15 protein-coding genes and 1 pseudogene are annotated in these 18253 nt (G+C 70.9%); 6 read left to right on the top strand and 10 right to left on the bottom strand.

Annotation, left to right across the window (positions count from 1 at the left end; genetic code table 11):
• The first annotated feature begins 105 nt into the window (after positions 1–105).
• Together ACSDR0_RS33065 and ACSDR0_RS33060 are read left to right on the top strand one after the other, a co-directional pair.
• A complete protein-coding gene (locus tag ACSDR0_RS33065) occupies positions 106–1245 on the top strand; it encodes a sensor histidine kinase (protein WP_435292850.1) in 1140 nt (379 codons plus the stop codon).
• Complete coding sequence (locus ACSDR0_RS33060; RefSeq protein ID WP_435292849.1) at positions 1242–1874, top strand: response regulator; 633 nt, start codon at positions 1242–1244, stop codon at positions 1872–1874. Before ACSDR0_RS33065 ends, ACSDR0_RS33060 begins: the two co-directional genes overlap by 4 nt.
• Before the next feature lie 197 nt (positions 1875–2071).
• On the opposite strand, the gene ACSDR0_RS33055 is transcribed toward ACSDR0_RS33060, so the two are convergent.
• The 3 genes from ACSDR0_RS33055 to ACSDR0_RS33045 all read right to left on the bottom strand — a co-directional run bounded on the left by ACSDR0_RS33055 (position 2072) and on the right by ACSDR0_RS33045 (position 4526).
• On the bottom strand, positions 2072–2548 hold the full coding sequence (locus ACSDR0_RS33055; protein ID WP_435292848.1) for a hypothetical protein: 477 nt from the start codon (positions 2546–2548) through the stop codon (positions 2072–2074).
• A 71-nt stretch (positions 2549–2619) separates the two neighbouring features.
• Positions 2620–3300 (bottom strand): response regulator, encoded by a 681-nt coding sequence (locus tag ACSDR0_RS33050; protein WP_435292847.1) that lies wholly within the window; start codon positions 3298–3300, stop codon positions 2620–2622.
• Positions 3297–4526 carry a sensor histidine kinase gene (locus tag ACSDR0_RS33045; protein ID WP_435292846.1) on the bottom strand — a complete coding sequence of 410 codons (1230 nt, stop codon included), beginning with the start codon at positions 4524–4526 and terminating at the stop codon, positions 3297–3299. The genes ACSDR0_RS33050 and ACSDR0_RS33045 overlap by 4 nt, the downstream gene beginning before the upstream one ends.
• Before the next feature lie 125 nt (positions 4527–4651).
• Here ACSDR0_RS33045 and ACSDR0_RS33040 point away from each other — a divergent pair, with 125 nt between their 5' ends.
• From ACSDR0_RS33040 to ACSDR0_RS33030, 3 genes are all read left to right on the top strand, one after another.
• Entirely contained in the window at positions 4652–5272 is a 621-nt protein-coding gene (locus ACSDR0_RS33040) for a DUF998 domain-containing protein (protein WP_435292845.1), read from the top strand.
• Between the two features lie 462 nt (positions 5273–5734).
• The gene (locus ACSDR0_RS33035) at positions 5735–7186 is read left to right on the top strand and encodes an RICIN domain-containing protein (RefSeq protein ID WP_435292844.1); all 1452 of its coding nucleotides are present in this window, start codon (positions 5735–5737) and stop codon (positions 7184–7186) included.
• A gap of 212 nt (positions 7187–7398) precedes the next feature.
• The gene (locus tag ACSDR0_RS33030; protein WP_435292843.1) at positions 7399–8292 is read left to right on the top strand and encodes a D-alanyl-D-alanine carboxypeptidase family protein; all 894 of its coding nucleotides are present in this window, start codon (positions 7399–7401) and stop codon (positions 8290–8292) included.
• Between the two features lie 73 nt (positions 8293–8365).
• Here the strand turns inward: ACSDR0_RS33030 and ACSDR0_RS33025 are convergent, their stop codons facing one another.
• The 7 genes from ACSDR0_RS33025 to ACSDR0_RS32995 all read right to left on the bottom strand — a co-directional run bounded on the left by ACSDR0_RS33025 (position 8366) and on the right by ACSDR0_RS32995 (position 15750).
• Complete coding sequence (locus tag ACSDR0_RS33025; protein ID WP_435292842.1) at positions 8366–9571, bottom strand: sensor histidine kinase; 1206 nt, start codon at positions 9569–9571, stop codon at positions 8366–8368.
• The gene (gene cseB, locus ACSDR0_RS33020) at positions 9568–10251 is read right to left on the bottom strand and encodes a two-component system response regulator CseB (protein WP_435292841.1); all 684 of its coding nucleotides are present in this window, start codon (positions 10249–10251) and stop codon (positions 9568–9570) included. The genes ACSDR0_RS33025 and cseB overlap by 4 nt, the downstream gene beginning before the upstream one ends.
• Before the next feature lie 15 nt (positions 10252–10266).
• Positions 10267–11442, bottom strand: a complete 1176-nt coding sequence (locus ACSDR0_RS33015) for an ABC transporter permease (RefSeq protein ID WP_435292840.1) — start codon at positions 11440–11442, stop codon at positions 10267–10269.
• Between the two features lie 2 nt (positions 11443–11444).
• Positions 11445–12119, bottom strand: a complete 675-nt coding sequence (locus ACSDR0_RS33010) for an ABC transporter ATP-binding protein (RefSeq protein ID WP_435292839.1) — start codon at positions 12117–12119, stop codon at positions 11445–11447.
• Complete coding sequence (locus tag ACSDR0_RS33005; RefSeq protein ID WP_435292838.1) at positions 12112–13836, bottom strand: peptidoglycan-binding protein; 1725 nt, start codon at positions 13834–13836, stop codon at positions 12112–12114. The genes ACSDR0_RS33010 and ACSDR0_RS33005 overlap by 8 nt, the downstream gene beginning before the upstream one ends.
• A complete protein-coding gene (locus tag ACSDR0_RS33000; RefSeq protein ID WP_435292837.1) occupies positions 13833–14621 on the bottom strand; it encodes a hypothetical protein in 789 nt (262 codons plus the stop codon). The genes ACSDR0_RS33005 and ACSDR0_RS33000 overlap by 4 nt, the downstream gene beginning before the upstream one ends.
• A 229-nt stretch (positions 14622–14850) precedes the next feature.
• Positions 14851–15750, bottom strand: a complete 900-nt coding sequence (locus tag ACSDR0_RS32995) for a hypothetical protein (RefSeq protein WP_435292836.1) — start codon at positions 15748–15750, stop codon at positions 14851–14853.
• Positions 15751–18028: 2278 nt separating this feature from the next.
• Between ACSDR0_RS32995 and ACSDR0_RS32990 the strand changes: the two are divergent.
• Positions 18029–18253, top strand: a pseudogene (locus ACSDR0_RS32990) (hypothetical protein); the annotation flags it as partial.

The raw sequence follows: 18253 nt of genomic DNA, 5'->3' as shown, positions 1-18253 counted from the left end.
AGTCTGGTTCCGGTACGGCGGCGCCCGCATCGAGCGGAGTGCTGATTACGTGATCAGTCGACTGGTTGATGCCGAACGGACGGGTGGTTGATTATCGTCGGCGGTGTGGAGTCCTGGGAGCGGTCGCAGCGCCGGTGGCAGCACGCCTTCTTCGCCTCATGGCTGGTGCTGACCTCGGCCGGCCCCCTGAAGGAGGCGGGCCAGGTGCTGCCGGTCGTGCTGGTGGCCGGGCTGGCCGCTTGGTACGCGGTGTGGTTCGTGCTGCGCACGCCGCCCCCGGATGGCGTGCCCGTGCCGTACACGCTCGGCGGCGGGTTGCTCTGGCTGGGGCTGTTCGCCATCGATTCCTCCTTCCTGGTGGTCGTGCTGAGCGTGCTCGTGCCGTACTGCATGGACGCCGTGCGGGTCGGGCTGGTCGCGGTGGTGTCGTGTGCCGGGGGCTGGCTGTGGCATCGTTTCCACGCGACCGGGTCGATCACCTGGGCCGAGATCGTCATCGCCGCGTTGATCGCGATCAGCACGGCCACCGCGGTCGGGTACTTCAGCTCGGTGTCGCGGCAGAGCGCCGAGCGCAAGCGGCTCCTCGACCGGCTGCAGGTCGCGCAGGAGGCGCGGGCGGCGGCCGAACGGCAGGCGGGCGTGGCGGCCGAGCGGCAGCGGCTGGCCCGCGACATCCACGACAGCCTGACCCAGGGGTTCGCCAGCGTGGCGATGTTGCTGGAGGCGGCCCAGGCGACCCTGCCGGACAACAAGCACCTGACCCAGGCGCTGCGGGCGGCACGGGAGAACCTGGCCGAAAGCCGCCGGGTGGTGAGAGCGCTGCGCCCCGGCCAACTCGACGAGTGCGGCCTGCCGGAGGCCCTGCAGTGGCTGTCCGGCCGGCTGTCGGATGAGACCGGCATCCACGCGCACACCGTGATCACCGGGAAGCTCAGGCCGCTCGAAGCCCAGGTTCAGGCAGAGCTGCTGCGCGTGGCGCAGGAGGCGGTCGCCAACGTTCGCCGCCATGCCCGCGCCGAGCGGGTCACGCTGACCCTGTCGTATATGGAGGACCTGGTCGTGCTCGATGTCCACGACGACGGCGACGGTTTCGATCCCGGGCGGGCCGCCTTCGGACACGGCCTTTCGATCATGCGGGAGAGGATGGAGCAGCTCGGCGGCACGCTGCTCGTGGAAAGTACCCCGGGTGCGGGCGCCACGGTGGCGGCCAGCCTTCCGGTGGTGGCGCTGAGCGGGGCACGATGACCGTCCGGGTCCTGATCGCCGACGACCATCCGGTGGTCCGCGACGGCATCCGGGCGATGCTGGGCACCCAGGACGATCTGGAGGTGGTCGGCGAAGCGGTCTCCGGCGCGGACGCGGTACGGCTGGCGCGCGACCTGCGGCCCGACGTCACCCTGATGGACCTGCAGCTGCCCGAGATCGACGGCGCGACGGCGATCGGCCGGATCCGCGAACACGACCCGGGCGCCAAGGTGATCGTCTTGACCACTTACGACACCGATGGCGACATCTCACGCGCCATCGACGCGGGAGCCATCGGCTACCTGCTCAAGGACACCGGCCGTGAGCAGCTGTTCGACGCGATCCGGGCGGCGGCGCGAGGGGAGAGCGCCCTGTCGCCGGCGATCGCGACCCGGGTGTTGTCGTGGGCGCGGGCCAATGCCCCCGATGCCCTCAGCGGCCGGGAGGTCGAGGTCCTCGGCGCGGTCGCCCAGGGGATGAGCAACAAGGCCATCGCCGCCCACCTGTGCATCAGCGAGGCCACGGTCAAGACCCACCTGCTGCACATCTTCGCCAAGCTCGGCGTGGACGACCGTACCGCCGCCGTGACGGTCGCCGCTTCCCGTGGCATCATCCGGCTGGGCGGTTAGCTGCCCCAGCCGGGATCGGCGGTGAGCCGGCCGCGCAGCGGTCACCGGCGGCCCGCCCCGGGCCGCTGACGCCACGGGCTGTTCCGTCGTCGCAGGCAGCGGCCTCGAACACAGGCCAGATGACCCGACGGCGCTGACAGGCTCGCGAACGGTACCGGCGCCCGCCGCGACGTCGGTGTGGATCCTCGGGCGGCCTTTCACATACGGCCCAGCTTGCGGAAGGCGTTGAAGGTGAAATACGCCGTGGTGGCGGTGAGGATCATGCGGAGGACGTTGAGGATGTTCCATTGCCAGGCGGCGGCGTTCAGGTTCTCCGGGTGCGCGAAGGCGTCGGCACCGAACATCCGCGGGATGACCGCGGCGACGATGTAGGCGGTGAGCGCGGCCAGGACGAGCGCGGTGATGCCGGCTCGCCGGTAGTCGGCGGCCAGCGCGTCGTTCTCGTTGCGCCACCACAGGGCCCATACCAGCACGAGGGCGAGCATGGTGAGCGGCACGAAGTAGAGGGTGGGGCCGGTGACGGCGAAGAAGCCGTCGAGGCGGGCGAACTGGGCGGGGCTGTCGCCGACCCAGTTCGGCGAGAAGACGACGGCCTCGTAGAGGTTGCCGAACAGCCAGTAGGCGAGCCCGATGACGGCCGTCAGCGTCAGTCTCCGTTGAAGCGTGGGATTCATTCTCATTCCTTGGTCCGGGACTGGCGGCGAGCTTCGCAAGCAGTGGTGGAACGTGTCCTTTCCGTCGGTGGTCAGCCGCCGGGACGGGGTCTGGCGTCGTGGGCCAGCACGGCGAGCTGGGTGCGGTTGGCGAGCCCGAGCTTGGCCAGGGCGCTGGAGATGTGCGCCTTGACCGCGCCGACCGACAGGTGCAGGAGGGCGGCGATCTCGGCGTTCGAGGTGCCGTCGGCCACGGCGAGGGCCACCTGCCGCTCGCGTTCGGTCAGCCGGGCCAGCCCGTCGCGGGCCTGCCGGGCGCGCGGGTCCGCGCCGCCGGTCACGTGGGAGATCAGCGTGCGGGCGACGCCGGGTGACAGGACGGGCTCGCCCGCGGCGACCCGCCGCACGGCCTCGACGATCTGCTCGGGCGGGGTGTGCTTGACCAGGAACCCGGACGCTCCCGCGCGCAGCGCCTCGATCACCGTCGTGTCCGTCTCGAACGTGGTCAGCACGATCACTCGCGGCCTGCGCCCCGAGCGCGCGGCCAGCGCCCTCGTCGCGGAGATGCCGTCCAGGTACGGCATGCGGATGTCCATGAGCACCACGTCGGGACGCAGCCGTTCGACCGCGCCCGGCACGTCGGCCCCGTCGGCCGCCTCCCCGACGACCTCGACGTCGGGCGCGCCGCGCAGCATCAGCCGCAGCCCGGCGCACACCAGCGGGTCGTCGTCGACGAGCAGCACCCGGATCGGCTCACCCGCGTCGGGGATCATGTCTGCCACGGTAACCGCGCCGTCAGCACGAACATGCCGTCGCCGGCCCCGTGGTCGAGCCGGCCGCCGTCCAGCGCGGCCCGCTCGGCCAGTCCGAGCAGCCCGTTGCCCGTGCCGGGCGGACGGGCGGCGTCGCAGGGGTTGGTGACGGTCACGACGAGCTCGCCGCCCGGCGTGCCCCGCACGTTCACCGTCACCGGGGCTCCCGGCGCGTGTTTGCGGGCGTTCGTCAGCCCCTCCTGAACCGTCCGGTAGGCGGTGCGCTGCACGTGCGGCCGGATCGTGTCCGCCCGCCCGGCCATGTCGCCGTCCACGGTCAGCGCCACCCGCTGCCCGGCCTCCCCCGCCTCGGCGGCCAGCCTCGGTAGGTCGCCGAGACCGGGCTGGGGCGGAGCACCGGACGGCTCGCCGGTCCGCAGGACCGACAGCACGTCGCGCAGCTCTTCCAGCGCCAGCCGGGCGTTGTCCTGGATGACCTCGACGGCCCCGCCCACCTCGGAGGCGTCCAGCGGCGGCCCGGTGCCGGCCGCCGCCCGCGCCGTGCGGTAGGCCAGCGCGCCCGCGTGCACGCTCAGCAGCGATACCCGGTGGGCCAGCACGTCGTGCATCTCGCGGGCCAGCCGCTCGCGTTCGGCCCTGCGGGCCTCCTCCAGCCGGACGCGGTGCTCGCGCGCCGCCACGCCGGCCTCCCGCCGCAGGCTGACGACCAGCAGCCGGCGCGCGCGTACCACCATCCCGAGGCAGAACGGCCCGCAGTACGCCAGCAGCAACGTCGCCGCAATCACCGGCCGGGCCACGCCGGGCGGCTCGGCGAACACCGCGTAGTAGCCGACCACCACCAGGTACGCGCACGTCACGAGCGCCGCCCGCGGCCACGGCCGGTGCGCCGCCATGGTGAGCCCCGCCACCATCGCCGCCCCCGTGGCCGAGGCCGAAAGCGCCAGACAAGGCACCATCGCCAGCCCCACCGCCATCGGCAGTCGCCGCCGCCACCACAGGGCCAGGCAGGCCACGCCCGCCACCCATGGGTTGACCGCGACGTGCCAGTCGGGCACGAACTCCGCGCCCGCCGGCGGATAGCCCCGGGCCTGCTCCACCGCCACGATCACGGCGAACGCGAACAGTCCCGCGTCGGCGGCCCAGTCACGGACCGTACGGCGGCCGGCGGGCCGGCCGTCGAACGCGGCGAGCTGGGCGGGAAGCAGCCAGCGCGGCACGACCGTCATGGGGCCGAGCCTACGTCGGCCCGCCTCCGGCGATCACTGGCCGATCGGCCACCACTCTGGTCGATCGGCCGGTGCCGGCGCCCGATCGGCTTTGCTGAGCTGGCGGGCACCGATAGGAGGAACCGATGCGTACACGTACGTTGTTGCTCTGCGGCGCGATTGGCGCGCCCCTGTTCGTGACCGTGCTGCTCGTCGAGGGCGCGCTGCGCCCGCATTACGACCCCGTCTACCACTCGGGCAGCCAGCTCAGCCTGGGCGGGCGCGGCTGGATCCAGATCGCGAGCTTCGTCGTGACCGGCCTGCTGATGGTCGCCTTCGCCGCCGGCGTCCGGCGCGCCCTGGGCTCGCGGGCGGTGGCGCTGCTGGTGGGCGTTTTCGGCGTGGGCCTGATCGTCGCCGGAATCTTCCCGATGGATCCCATGCAGGGCTATCCCCCCGGCGCTCCGCAGGGGATCCCGGGCGAGACGAGCTGGCATCACCAGGTGCACGACCTGGCGGCGTTACCGGTCTTCCTGGGCCTGCCGGGGGCCTGCGTGGTCGCGGCGTTCCGGCTGACCGGCTGGTGGCGGCCGTACTCGGTGGCCACGGGACTGGCGATGCTGGTGCTGTTCGTCGTCTACGGGCTGGCCTGGGAGCAGGACGCCGCCAACGCCGGCCTGATCCAGCGCGTTCTGATAGTGACGGGCTGGGCCTGGCTGACCCTGCTGGCCGTGCGTCTCCTCCGGAGGTCGACCGCGGCGAGGTGAATTTCTTGTGGCGGGCTGTTGACATTCCATCTGTGAGCGCTAACACTTTGCGGAAATACGGCAGAAACATGAATGCACCCCGATCGTCGGCCCTCCGCCGGGAATGAACCACTCGATTGCCAGGCTCGCGGGGTCGAGATGAACGCGGGAATGTTAGCGCTAACAGCTCGGCGTGCACCCATCGACGCGTCAAATGTCCCCAAGGCCTCGCCGTGACCCAAGATCATGTCTCTCGCAGGACACCGCTCGGGGTGAGTCCCTCTCCGTCGCCGGCGCTTGCCCGCCGTGCCGGAGCGCCACCGGGCCCGGGCCCCGCATCCGCGGCCGTACGAGACTCCCCCGGGCCGGCACCCGCCACCGCTCGCCGGGTCGCGGCCGTTGCGGCAGCGGACCGGTGCCGGTCGCGCGGCTCGGCACCTCGTCGCCCCCGCTCTCGGACAAACGGAGGTTGATCAGCACCCCATGAACCCACGCCACGTACTCGCAAGCCTGTGCCGCGCGGTCGCGGCCATCATCCTGCTGGCCGGCTCCATCGTCGCCCACACCGCGACACCGGCGCGGGCGGCTCCGGTGACCGTCACCAACGGCACCCAGTTCCGTGACACCGGCGGTAACGTGCTGCACGCCCATGGCGGCGGCGTGCTCAAGGTGGGCGCCTATTACTACTGGTTCGGGGAGAACCGCAATACCAACAACACCTTTCGCGCGGTCTCGGTCTACCGGTCCACCGACCTCGCGAACTGGGAGTTCCGCAACGACGTACTGACCCAGTCGTCGAACGCCGAGCTCTCCGTCGCGAACATCGAGCGGCCGAAGGTCATCTACAACAGCTCCACCGGCAGATACGTCATGTGGATGCACAAGGAGAACGGCACCAACTACAGCGAGGCGCGTGCCGCCGTCGCCTCCTCCGCGACCGTGGACGGCGACTACACCTACCACGGCAGCTTCCGCCCGCTGGGACAGCACATGTCGCGGGACATCACGCTCTACAACGACAACGGCACCGCCTATATGATCTCGGCGGCGGACGAGAACTACGACCTGCACATCTACCGGCTCACCTCGGACTACTTGAACGTCGGCACGCTGGTGGGCAACTTCTGGGACGGCAACCACCGCGAGGCACCGGCGATGTTCAAGCGGGGAAACACCTACTTCCTCCTGACGTCGGGGGCCACCGGATGGAACCCGAACCAGGCCCGGTACGCGACCGCGTCGAGCGTCTCCGGCCCCTGGACCGGATGGACCAACGTCGGCGACGGCACGACGTTCGGCTCCCAACCGGCGTACGTGCTGCCGATCCAGGGCTCCTCAACGACCGGTTACCTCTACATGGGAGACCGCTGGGCCGGCGCGTGGGGCGCTTCGGTGAACGAGTCCCAGTACGTCTGGCTGCCCATCACGTTCCCTTCCGCCACCAGCATGAGCCTGACCTGGTATCCGCAGGTCAGCATCGACACCGCCACCGGCGTCGTCTCCGGTGTCGGTTCGACGCCGTACCACCGGATCACCGCCCGTCACAGCGGCAAGGTGATGGACGTGGTCAGCGCCTCCACGGCCAACAACGCCGAGGTCAAGCAGCACCCGTGGAACGGCGGCGGCAACCAGAGATGGCACTTCCAGGACACCGGAGGCGGCTACTTCCGGCTGGTGAACCAGAACAGCGGCAAATGCCTCGACGTGGTCAGCGCCTCCACCGCCGACGGAGCGAACGTCATCCAGTACACCTGCGGCAACGGCACCAACCAGCAATGGCAGTGGGCCGCCACCGGCGACCATCACCAGCTCAAAGCCCGCCACAGCGGCAAATGCCTGGACGTCGCCAACGCCTCCACCGCCGACGGAGCCGACATCCAGCAGTACGCCTGCGGCAACGGCACCAACCAGCAATGGACCCGCACCCAGTCCTGAGCCCGGGGCCCCGCGTCAGCACCGGGGGCGGACGACGTGCCCGCACCGTCCGCCCCCGGCCCCTCCCCCTCCCGGGCCGGCAACCGCACGACGAGCGCCCGGCGGCGCCATCGTCGCGATCCACCCGGTGATACGTGATCGATGAACGGCCGAGCCGCCGCTGATACACCGCTTCGGCGGGGTTGACACGCAGGCCGCCCAAGGTGGCTGCCATGAGAGCCCTTCGTCGCTTCGCCGCCCTGGCCACCGGCATCGCCCTGCTGGGCCTGACCCTGATCCTGATCGGCCGGATCGCCGCCGTCCCCGGGGCGGCCGAGGGGTCGTTCCCCTGGCCGCGGGAGGGCCAGGCCGCCGTCGAGGTCGAGGGACGCGGCGTCCTCGGCGTCAAGGGCGCCCAGACGCCGGTGCCGATCGCGAGCCTCACCAAGGTGATGACCGCCTACGTGATCCTCAACGAGCATCCACTCAAGGGGAACCGGAGCGGCCCGCTCATCACGATCGACGCCCAGGCCGAGCGGGAGAGCGCCACCCTCGACGAGTCGACCGTCTACGTCGTTCAGGGCCGGACCTACACCCAGCGGCAGCTGCTGCAGCTCATGCTGATCCCCTCGGGCAACAACATCGCCCGGCTGCTGGCCCGCTGGGACGCGGGCAGCCAGGAGGCCTTCGTCAAGAAAATGAATCGGGCCGCCGCCGACCTGGGCATGGCCGACACCGTCTACACCGGTGCCAGCGGCTACGAGGACACCACCCGAAGCACCGCGGCCGACCAGCTCAAACTGGCCCGCGCGGCCATGGGGAACGCGGTGCTCCGCGCCATCGTCGCCACCAAGGAGACCACCGTTCCCGGCCTCCCCGGCAGGATCGTCAACACCAACACGCTGCTCGGCACCTCTGGCGTGATCGGCCTCAAGACCGGTTCCAGTACCGCCGCGGGGGGAAACCTGATGTGGGCGGCGCGCGGCGGGCAGCGCCTGATCCTCGGCGTCGTCCTCCACCAGCGTGCGGGCTCGCCGCCCGCGCAGGGACTGCGGGCCGCCCTCGACAGCAGCGAGCGACTCATCGCGGCGATCCAGCGGGACGTGCCAGGGCCCGCCGGTCGATGATCCGCCGGACGAACGAGCGCGGAGCGCCGCGTCGGGCCCTTCCCCCGGGCGCGACCGGCGACCCGACGCACCGTCAGGCGGGCAGGGTGACGGTGACGCTCGCGCCGCCGCCGGAAGGGGTGGCGAACCGGAGAGCGGCGCCGATGACGCGGGCGTGGCCGAGCGCGATGGTCAGGCCGAGCCCGTGCCCGTGACCGCGCTCGGCCCGTCCGGTGCGAAAGCGCTGCGCCTGCCCGTCACGCAGGTCCGCGAGGAGATCGGGCGGGAAGCCCGGCCCGTGGTCGCGGATGACGATCTCATGGGAGCGTACGGTGATCTGTACCGGGGCGGCGCCGTGCGCGTGGGCGTTGAGGACCAGGTTGGCGACGATCCGCTCCAGGCGGCGCGGGTCGGTGACGGCTGTCGCGTCGCCCTGCTCGCCGACGGTACGCAGGTCGGCGGGAACGCCGAGACGGTGCAGCGACTCGCGGACCAGGTCGGCCAGTGGCACCGGCTGCCGGTCGGGCTGCTCGCCTCCGGCGTCCAGGCGGGATATCTCCAGCAGGTCGTCGACCAGGCCGCGCAGGACGCCGATCCGGTCGCGGACCAGGTCGGTGGCCTGCCCTTCGGGCAGCAGCCGGCCGGCGGTCAGCAGTCCCATCAGCGGGGTACGCAGATCGTGTGCGACATCGGCCGTGAAGCGCTGCTCGGCCAGCAGCCGCCGCTGCAGGCTGGCGGCCATGGAGTTGAGCGCGGCACAGATGTCGGCGATCTCGTCCCGGCCGCCCGCGTCGGCGCGGGCGTCCAGGTCGCCGTCGGCGATCCGGCGGGCGGTGCGGGCGACACGCCGCAGCCGCCGGTTGGGGAGTTCGGCCGCCAGCACCGACAGCGGTACCACCCCGGCCAGGGCGAGCAGCGCCGCTTTGACCATGTTGCGGTCCAGCGCGTACAGGCCGCGCAGCTCCGAGCCCATCGAGATCTGGACGCGCACCACCCGGTGGCCGTCGCCGTACGGCCGGGCGGCCCACATCCACGGCTCGTCCCGGTGATCGAGTCCGTACCAGGTCGCCGGCCCGCCGGGCCGCAGCCGGGCGGCCAGGGCCGCGGGGAGCTCCCCGACGGACACCACGTCGCTGGGGTCCACCGACTGCTCGACGGCCTGCAGGGCCTGGTCCTCGCCGATGTCCAAAGATCGCTGCCAGGTCGCCTGGTGCACCAGGAGGCCGACCACGGCGGCGACGACGACGCAGGCGAGCGTGACGAGGGCGGCGATCTTCCATCGCAGCGAGGCCGGATTCATGTGACGCACAGCTTGTAGCCGAACCCTCGGACCGTCTCGATGCGATCGGCGCCGATCTTCTTGCGCAGGCGCTGTACGCACAGGTCCACCACGCGGCTGTCGCCGTCCCAGCCGTAGTCCCACACGGTGCGCAGCAGCGTCGCCCGCTCCAGCACGATGCCGGGGTGAACGGCGAACTCCAGCAGCAGCCGCAGCTCGGTCGGGGCCAGCTCGACGCGTTGCCCGGCCCGCCGTACCTCCAGCGCGCCGGTGTCGATGCTCAGCTCGCCGAAGGTGAGCACCGCGCTCGCGGCGGCCTGCCCGGTCGCGGGCCGGGCGACGGTGGCCCGGCGCAGCAGTGACCGGATCCTGGCCACCAGCACCGGCAGGTCGACCGGTTTGACCACATAGTCGTCGGCGCCGCCCTCCAACCCGGCGACGACGTCCAGGCCGTCACCCCGGGCCGACATCATGAGGATCGGCACCTGGCTGGTCTCCCGGATCCTGCGGCACACGCTGATGCCGTCCAGGCCGGGCAGCATCACATCCAGCAGGAGCAGGTCATGATCGCCCGCCTGGGCCGCCTCCAAGCCGGTCAGCCCGTCGGCGGCGGTGGTCACCTGGTAGCCGTAACGTTCCAGGGCCAGGCCGACCGACGTGCGGATCACCGTGTCATCTTCGACGAGCAGCAGGGATGTCATAAAAGTGCGCCATATCTAGCGAAGTGCATTGATCGGTTCCATGCGGGCGGCACGCAGAGCCGGATACAGGCCCGCGAGCAGCCCGACGACGGCACCCGCGACAGGTGCCATGACGGCCAACCGTACATCCAGAACCGGAGTCCACTGCTTGGCGGCACAGACCGCGACGATCACGACGACCCCCGTGGAGGCGCCGATGATGCCGCCGGTCAGCCCGGTGAGGGTGGATTCCAGCAGGAACTGCGCGGCGACGTGGCGCCGTTCGGCGCCCAGGGCACGGCGCAGGCCGATCTCGGCGATGCGCTCCATCACGGTCACCAGCGTGACGTTGGCGATGCCGACCGCGCCGACGATCAGGGAGACCAGCCCGAGGATCAGGAAGAGGGCGTTGACGTCGCCTTCCACCGCGTCGCGTGCCCTGGTGAGGCTGGGCGGCGATATGACCTGGAGAAGGCCCTCGTTGCCGGGGCTGAGCGCGGCCGGCGCCTGTTCGGCGATCAGTTCCGCGGCGCCGAGGCCGGTGTTGACCAGGACCCGGGTCACGACGCTCAGGCCGTAGCGCCTGCCGATGGCCGGTGGCAGCATGACGGCGCTCGCGAGGCTCTTCTCCCGTTTCAGGTCGCCGAGCACGCCGATCACGGTGTACGCCTGGATGCCGATGAAGATCGCGGGGGCCCTGTCCAGCCGGGTGACGCCCAGCAGCTCGGCCGCGTGCCGGCCCAGCACGACGACCTTGTCCCCGCGGGCGATGTGCCCCGCGTCGAAGTAGCGGCCCTCGATCATTCTGCCTTTGACCGCGGCGGGCAGGCCGGGGCCGCTGGCGACCACGGTGAGGGTCTGGTCGGTGAGCCGGGTGGGGTCCACGATGTCGTTGGAGCGGACGATGAGGTTGTCGCTCTGTTTCGACTCGGCGAGGGCCGCGGCCGAGACCACTCCGCGCAGCCGGGTCACCCGGCCGACGTCGGCCCAGCCGACCAGGGGGAACGGGTGCTCGGGGACCTCGACCGTGACGGAGGTGGCGGTCAGCTCGTCGAAGCGGCCGACGATCTGGTTGCCCGCCGTCGCGGCGACGCCCAGGGTGACCACGAGCGTGGTGATGCCCAGCACGGTGCCCAGCGTGGTCAGCGCTGAGCGCACCGGGCGGGCCAGCAGGCCGGCCATGGCCTCGTTCAGCAGGTCGCGCGGGTGCACGTCTACTCCTCCGTGAGAATGCCGTCGGTGATGCGCACCCGGCGCCCGGCCCGGTCGCTCACCTCGTACTCGTGGGTGATCACCACGATGGTCATGCCCTGGGCGCGCAGGTCGTCGAACAGGCCGAGCACGGCATCGGTGTTCTTGCTGTCGAGGTTGCCGGTGGGCTCGTCGCACAGCAGCAACGACGGTTCGCCCATCAGGGCACGGGCGATGGCGGCGCGCTGCCGCTCGCCGCCGGACATCCTGCCGGGCAAAAAGTCCACCCGGTGCGACAGCCCCACCTCCTCCAGAGCCCGCATCGCGCGCTCCCGCCGCCCCGCGCGCGGCCCCGCGCCGTAGACCTCGGCCAGCATGACGTTCTCCAGCACGCTGCGGTGCGGCAGCAGGTGGAAGGACTGGAAGACGAAACCGATACGGCCGCCGCGCAGCGTGGTCCTCGCGCCGTCCTTCATCGTGGTGGTCTCGATGCCGTCGAGCCGGTAGCCGCCGCTGGTCGGCCGGTCGAGCAGGCCGAGCATGTTGAGCAGGGTGGACTTGCCCGACCCCGACGGGCCGACTATGGCGACATAGTCCGATTTTTCAACTCTTAGGTTGATTGCGGAGAGCGCCCTGAAGGGAGGATCGGCGGGAAACTCCCTGGTCAGGTCGTTGAGCAGGATGACCGGCTCAGGCACTGTTGATCACCACCAGGTCGCCCGGCTTGAGGTCGCCGGTCACCTCCACGGCTCCGTCGGCGGCCAGGCCGGTGCGCACCACGACCTCCCTGGTCCGGTCGGAAGCGGTCTCCACCTGAACCCGGGCCTTGCCGTCCGCGGCGGTGACGACCGCCGCGGCGGGGACCACGAGCACCTCCTCGCCGGTGGCGCCGATGGTCACGCGGACGGTGACGGGGGCGCCGGCGAGCTTTCCGAGGCCCTTCATCGAGACAGGAGTGATCATTACCGGCACGGCGCCCCTCGTGTCGCGCCCGCCGAAAGAGGTCACCGTGCCGGGGACGGTCTTGCCGGCGTCGGTTTCGATGGTCGCGTCCAGGCCCGTCTTCAGCCGCTCGGCCTCGGCCGCGTCCACCGATCCCGAGACCACGAAGGTGGAGCCGGTCACCGTGGCGATCGGCTTGTCCACCGGCTCGCCCGCCTTGACGGTCACCTTGTGGAGGCGGGCCGGCAGCCTGGGCAGGAAGACGATCTCTCCCGGCGGGATCGTGGTGCCGTAGGTCCGGGAGAACTCGGCCAGCAGCGCCCGCGCCGCGGCCAGGTCACGCTGGGCGTTGGCCACCCTCAGCCTGGTGGGCGAGAGCTGCCTGGCCTGCCTGAGCGCCTGCTCGGCGGTGACGACGGCCTCCCGCGCCAGCCGGACGTTCTTTCCCAGCTCGGCCAGCCGCCTGTCCCGCGCGGTCCCGGCCTCCTCCAGCACCCGCCTCAGCGCCGACCGGGCGGCGGCCACATCCGCTCCGGCGTTGGCGACCCGGAGTTCGAGCAGGCGAATGTCGGCAGGCGGCCCGGCCGGCGCGCCGGGGCCGGAGCCGGGCGCGGGGGTGGGGACGGGCGCGGGAGTGGGGGTCGGCGTCGCGCCGGCCTGGGCGAGCTCCTGCTCGGCGGTCAGCAGTTTCTCCTCGGCCGCTCGTACGGCGGCCTCGGCGGCCTCGGCCCTGGTCTCGTCCTCGGTGGTGTGGTCCCGCGCCCGCGCGCTCTCCAGCGCCTGTCCGGCCTCCTTCAGGTCCCGCCGGGCGTTGGCGAGCCTGACCTTCAGCGGGAGCACGTCCATTCCCTGGTCAAGCGCCTTACGCTCGGTCGCGAGCACTTCCAGCGCGGCCCGCACGGCTCTGCGCAGGTCGTCGCGCTTCTGCCGCAGCTCCAGGGTGGGACGCTGCGCCTCGTAGCCCCGCCCGGCGTAGAGGCGCGACACCGCGGCGATGGTCACCTGGTCGAACACCCCGGTCACGGGCACGCGGTGACCGAGTTCGCGCAGCGCCCTCTGCAACTGCTCGACGTCGGCCCCCCTGGCGCCGGGGACGAGGCCGCGGTGCATCGGCACCCTGCCGGAGAAGACGAACACCGGGCGCCCGTTCACCTCCATCACCACCGCGCCCTCCGTGATCGTGCCCCGCCTGGGGGCACGGGTGGCCCGCTGGACGGCGTCACCGCCGCCCACCACCCCGGCCAGCGACACCGGGTACGGCGAGCCGTACTCCAGCGTGCCGCCGACCACGACGGTGCTGACCAGCTTGCGCCGCTCGACCGCGATGGTGACCAGCGACGGCTTGGGCGGCCTGCGCGCCGCGGCCTCGTCGGCCGGGGAGCGTAGCCGGGTGCTCACTCCCCAGCCGGCCCCCGCGACCACCAGGATCAGGGCCAGCGCGATCAGCAGCTTGCCCCGCGGGGTGCGCGTCACAGCTCCGAGAACCCGAACTTCACCCGGGCCTCGTTGGTGAGCCGGGTGCTCAGGGGAATGTAGGCGGCGTAGAAGTCCTTGCCGCAGTCCAGGTCGGCCAGCGCCGACCTGATCTCCTTGGCGAGGTACGGCCTGGCCGCCTCCGCCGTGACGGCACCCTTCTCGGCGAGACGTTCGGCCTGCTCGGTCCACACCCCGAAGCCGCGGGCGCTCAGTGCGAGCGGCGTGGCGGAGGTCACCCGCTCGCCCTTGGACCTCAGGCACTCGACGAAGGGCGCGGCGAGCTCCACGAGCCTGGAATCACCGTCGAGCTCCTTGTCGACGCGCTCGATCTCCTCGCTCATCTGCTCCTGATAGTCGGCGACCGAGGTGACCTTCAGACCGTCCACCCGCTGGAGGGCGGTGACCCGGCACTCGTTCATGGTCTTGGTGTAGGCCTGCCGCCTGCCGGCGGGGAGGCTGTCGATCGTCGCCCGGTTGGGATCGGGCTCCGGCTTTTCCACCTGGTCCGGGTAGACGTAGGCGGAGAAGACGCCGAAGCCGTGTTTGCCGCGGGCCTCCTTCATCGCCGCGTAGTCGCCGGTGCTCACGTCGGACCTTCTGGGCCGGCCGACCGAGGGGACGTAGCGGAACCCCTTCTGCTTCATGCAGGTGGCGATGACGTTCTCCCGCTCGCGGACCTTGTCCGTCGGGGCGCCTCCGCCGCCGGCCGCGGGGGGTGTGTTCCCCCCGCAGCCGGTCAGCACCGCCAGACCGAGCAGACCGCACATGACCACACGACGCATCAAGGACTCCCTCACGGTGGAACCGCGCCGCCCTCGCGACGCCGTGGCCACTCTGGAGACCGCTCCCCTCCGTTCCGCATTCGCCGGGTATCCGTGGGCGCTCGGCCGTGTATCCGTCAGGTGTCAGCGGCACGGACCGCCAGGTGGCGCCGGTGCCTGACGGGATCTTCCACGCCGGACGCCCGCGCCGGCCGGGGCCCGGGCGACGGTCCTTCCGGCGCGGCCCGGCTCACACCGGGTCGACGAAGAGCAGCGGCAGTTTCAGCCACATGTCGACGCTCACCTTGCCGCAGGCTCCCGGGCTGCACCAGGAGTCGCAGTTCACCCAGGCGCCGACCGTGACCACGTAGGGACGATCGGCCTGCATGAGGAAGCCGACTTTGAGGTCGGAGGGCGCGTATCCTCCGTCCCAGGTCTCGATGGGCGCCCCGCCGCTGATGCTCCCGTTGGAGATCTGCGTGGTGGCGAAGTCGATGACCGGGTTCCCGTCCTGCCAGACCCCCATCTCCAGCCCCCAGCGGAACCACGCCTCCCCGTCGCCCCAGAAGCTCGTCGGTCCCTCCAGCCGGGTCTGGTACTCGTACCTCAGGAAGGGCCGTACCTCGACGGTGGTGGCGGCCGGCGCCTGGAGCACGACGTTGAAGCCGTACGCCCCGTAGGCGTAGTCGGGCTCCCCGTCGATGGACTGCACCCTGCGCGCGTACTCGTCGGCCGGATCGTGGCCGTATGCGAGGGACCCCCACGTGCTGCCAGTGGTCCAGTATCCGTACGACTGCCCGGTGAAGATCTGCGTCTCCCCGCCCGGCACGATCTCCGCACCGAAAGGCGCGTTGAACGGCGACCGGGACGCGTGTCTCCTGTCCGGCGAGGAGACGGGGGCGTCCGGCTCCCGCGCGGCGAGGAGGCTTCGCGCGGCCTCCCGCCCGGCCTCGTCCTGGTTGACCAGCCGCTGAAGAATCTCCCCGATCGTCCTGCGCGCGGCCTTGCGCGCCACCGCCCGCTCCCGCTGGGCCCTCAGCCCGGCCTCGGCCAGGTCCTGCCGCGCCTGGATCGCCTTCCGCGTCTCGGCCTGGATGACCGCCTCGTCGTCGACGGCGACGATTCCCCGCCGTTTCCGCGCCTCCTTCATGTAGCCGCCCCTTCCCGTCGTCCGATGCCCGTTTCAAGGGCTCCAGCGTCGCCCCGGGGCACTCGGCCGCACATGAGTACATCCATACTCATTCGGCCAGGCACGCTCCGCGATGTTCCTTTTCTCCGGTGGCCCTTGTGGGGCCGGGAGGTCCTCGGGGCGCTCAGCAGAGCGCGATGCCATCCGGGCGGCCTCGCGGTGGCTCACGGTCACTTCCCTGACGATCTGGATCCGCACTGATCCAGGAAACAGGATCCAGCCGCAAGCCCGGATGAACCGCGTAATGTCCGGCCGATCGCGATGGCACGGAAACACCGGATGACATTTGACGAGGATCAAAAATCACTGGCGAAAACCACACGATCCACAGTATCCGAACAATCACCCCAAAAGTTCTTACGGACAACAAATAGCCCTCATTTCAGATATGCGGACCAAGGGAGCAGTTGTCCCTAGATCACATACGGTGGGAAAATTCAACAATTTGGACATATTTCCGCCGTTGACGAATCCGTTTAACCCTCCTTAACGAGGGTTATGCTTTTCAATGTCGATCATCGGGTAACTCCTGCTTGCCACAACTGTCGCGGATTAGGAAACCTGATTCCGTGGAATCATAGAAGACATGGAATGCAATGACCTCTAGTATCATAAGACGGACTTCAATTATTAATTCCGGCAAACGTGTCCGAAATTGGTCTGTTGCAACAACAGCACTCGGCGCCATTCTGACGCTTTCCTGCCAGACCCCCGCCAGCGCCGTGACCGATATCGACACCGCGGGAATCTCTCTCCTCAGCAGGGGGAACGCCGCCAACGAGAGAGCATCGCTTCCCGAGGCGGCCGGCAGATTCAACCATTCGCGTGTCCATGTGATGGGAGACGTCGCACGCAAGGACTACAAGTGCGGGAGGAAGTGCTGCTGCCGCGACGGCCGTGACGGCGAGGACGGGCTGCCGGGAATCAGGCTGCCCGGGCCCGCCGGCTCATCGGGTCGATCGGGTCCGCCGGGTCCGATGGGTCTGGTGGGTCCAGCGGGCGGTCCCTCCGGTCCTGCGGGTCCTGCGGGTCCGCCCGGAGCGACAGGGGCGACCGGTGCCACGGGTGCGCCGGGAGCGCCGGGCACGACCGGCGCGGCAGGCGCCACAGGACCCGTCGGCACGACAGGAGCCACGGGAGCCACGGGTCCGGCGGGACCCGCCGGACCCGCAGGCGCGACCGGACCCGCAGGCGCGACCGGACCCGCCGGACCCGCAGGCGCGACCGGACCCGCCGGACCCGCAGGCGCGACCGGACCCGCCGGACCCGCAGGCGCGACCGGACCCGCCGGACCCGCAGGCGCGACCGGACCCGCCGGACCCGCAGGCGCGACCGGACCCGCCGGACCCGCAGGCGCGACCGGACCCGCCGGACCCGCGGGCGCGACCGGACCCGCCGGACCCGCAGGCGCGACCGGACCCGCCGGACCTGCGGGCGCGACCGGACCTGCCGGGCCCACCGGTCCCGCCGGACCCGCAGGCACCACCGGTCTGACGGGTGCAACGGGAGCCGCCGGACCCGCAGGCGCTGCCGAACCAGCGGCGGCGGCGAGTGCCGTTTCCACATCGTTCCTGCTTCTCGACGAGTTCACCACGTCGGTACAGAACGACGGGACGACGTCTATCCGCGACCCGCGGACGACTCCGCTCTGGCATGACATTTCAACATTGCCCGGTTACCTTCCCAACGTGGTCGATGTCGCTTCGTCGGTTATCATGGACGGCGCTCTTCCGTACCTCTACGTCTCGATTCAGAACTCAACCGGCCAGGTCGCCCGGACACGGTGCCTCATCGGCCTCCCGATTCCGGTCGAAGGGGGCTTCTTCGCTCCTGGAGCGTCCCTTGGGCCTCCCGCGTACCCCGCGAACTGCGATGCCTTCGCGAACCGGACACCACCGCTCTGATTCCTTTCCGAGCAGGACCGGACAGACGAAGAATGCCGAGCCCGCCTCGTTGGCCGGGCGCGGCGTTCTTCGTGCCGGACCTCCGCGCAGACATGACCAAAGAGTCAGGCCGCGTCGGGCCCACCTGCGGACGGAGTGATCATCTGAGGGTCCGGCGTGTTCACCACGGTCGGCCGACCACACGGGAAACCGTCGCCCGCGTGGCGTATGGCTTATGCGCCGATGACCGGCGTCGGCTGATCTAAGGTGACAGTGCCCCATCACATGATCCACGGGTCATGCAGGGCGATCTCCCCCCTCATGCTGTGAAAGCCGAGGTCGAGGAGAAAAGACCCATGTCTCGCAGATACGCCGCCACCGCCGGATGCATCCTGGCGATCACCGCGCTCACCCTCGCCGCCGTACCAGCCGGCGCCGACCGCGGCCAGAGCGTCCCCGCCCAAGCCACCGCACCGATCGCCGCGAAGAGTTCAACCGCCGGACCACCGATCGCCGCGAAGCGCCCGGCCATCGACCCGCCGCCGGGCATGCTGGAGGCCCTCCAGCGCGACCTCGAACTG

It is taken from the genome of Streptosporangium sp. G11, assembly GCF_051192615.1.
Taxonomy (GTDB): Bacteria; Actinomycetota; Actinomycetes; order Streptosporangiales; family Streptosporangiaceae; genus Streptosporangium.
This window is presented reverse-complemented; position numbering and strand designations above follow the sequence as displayed.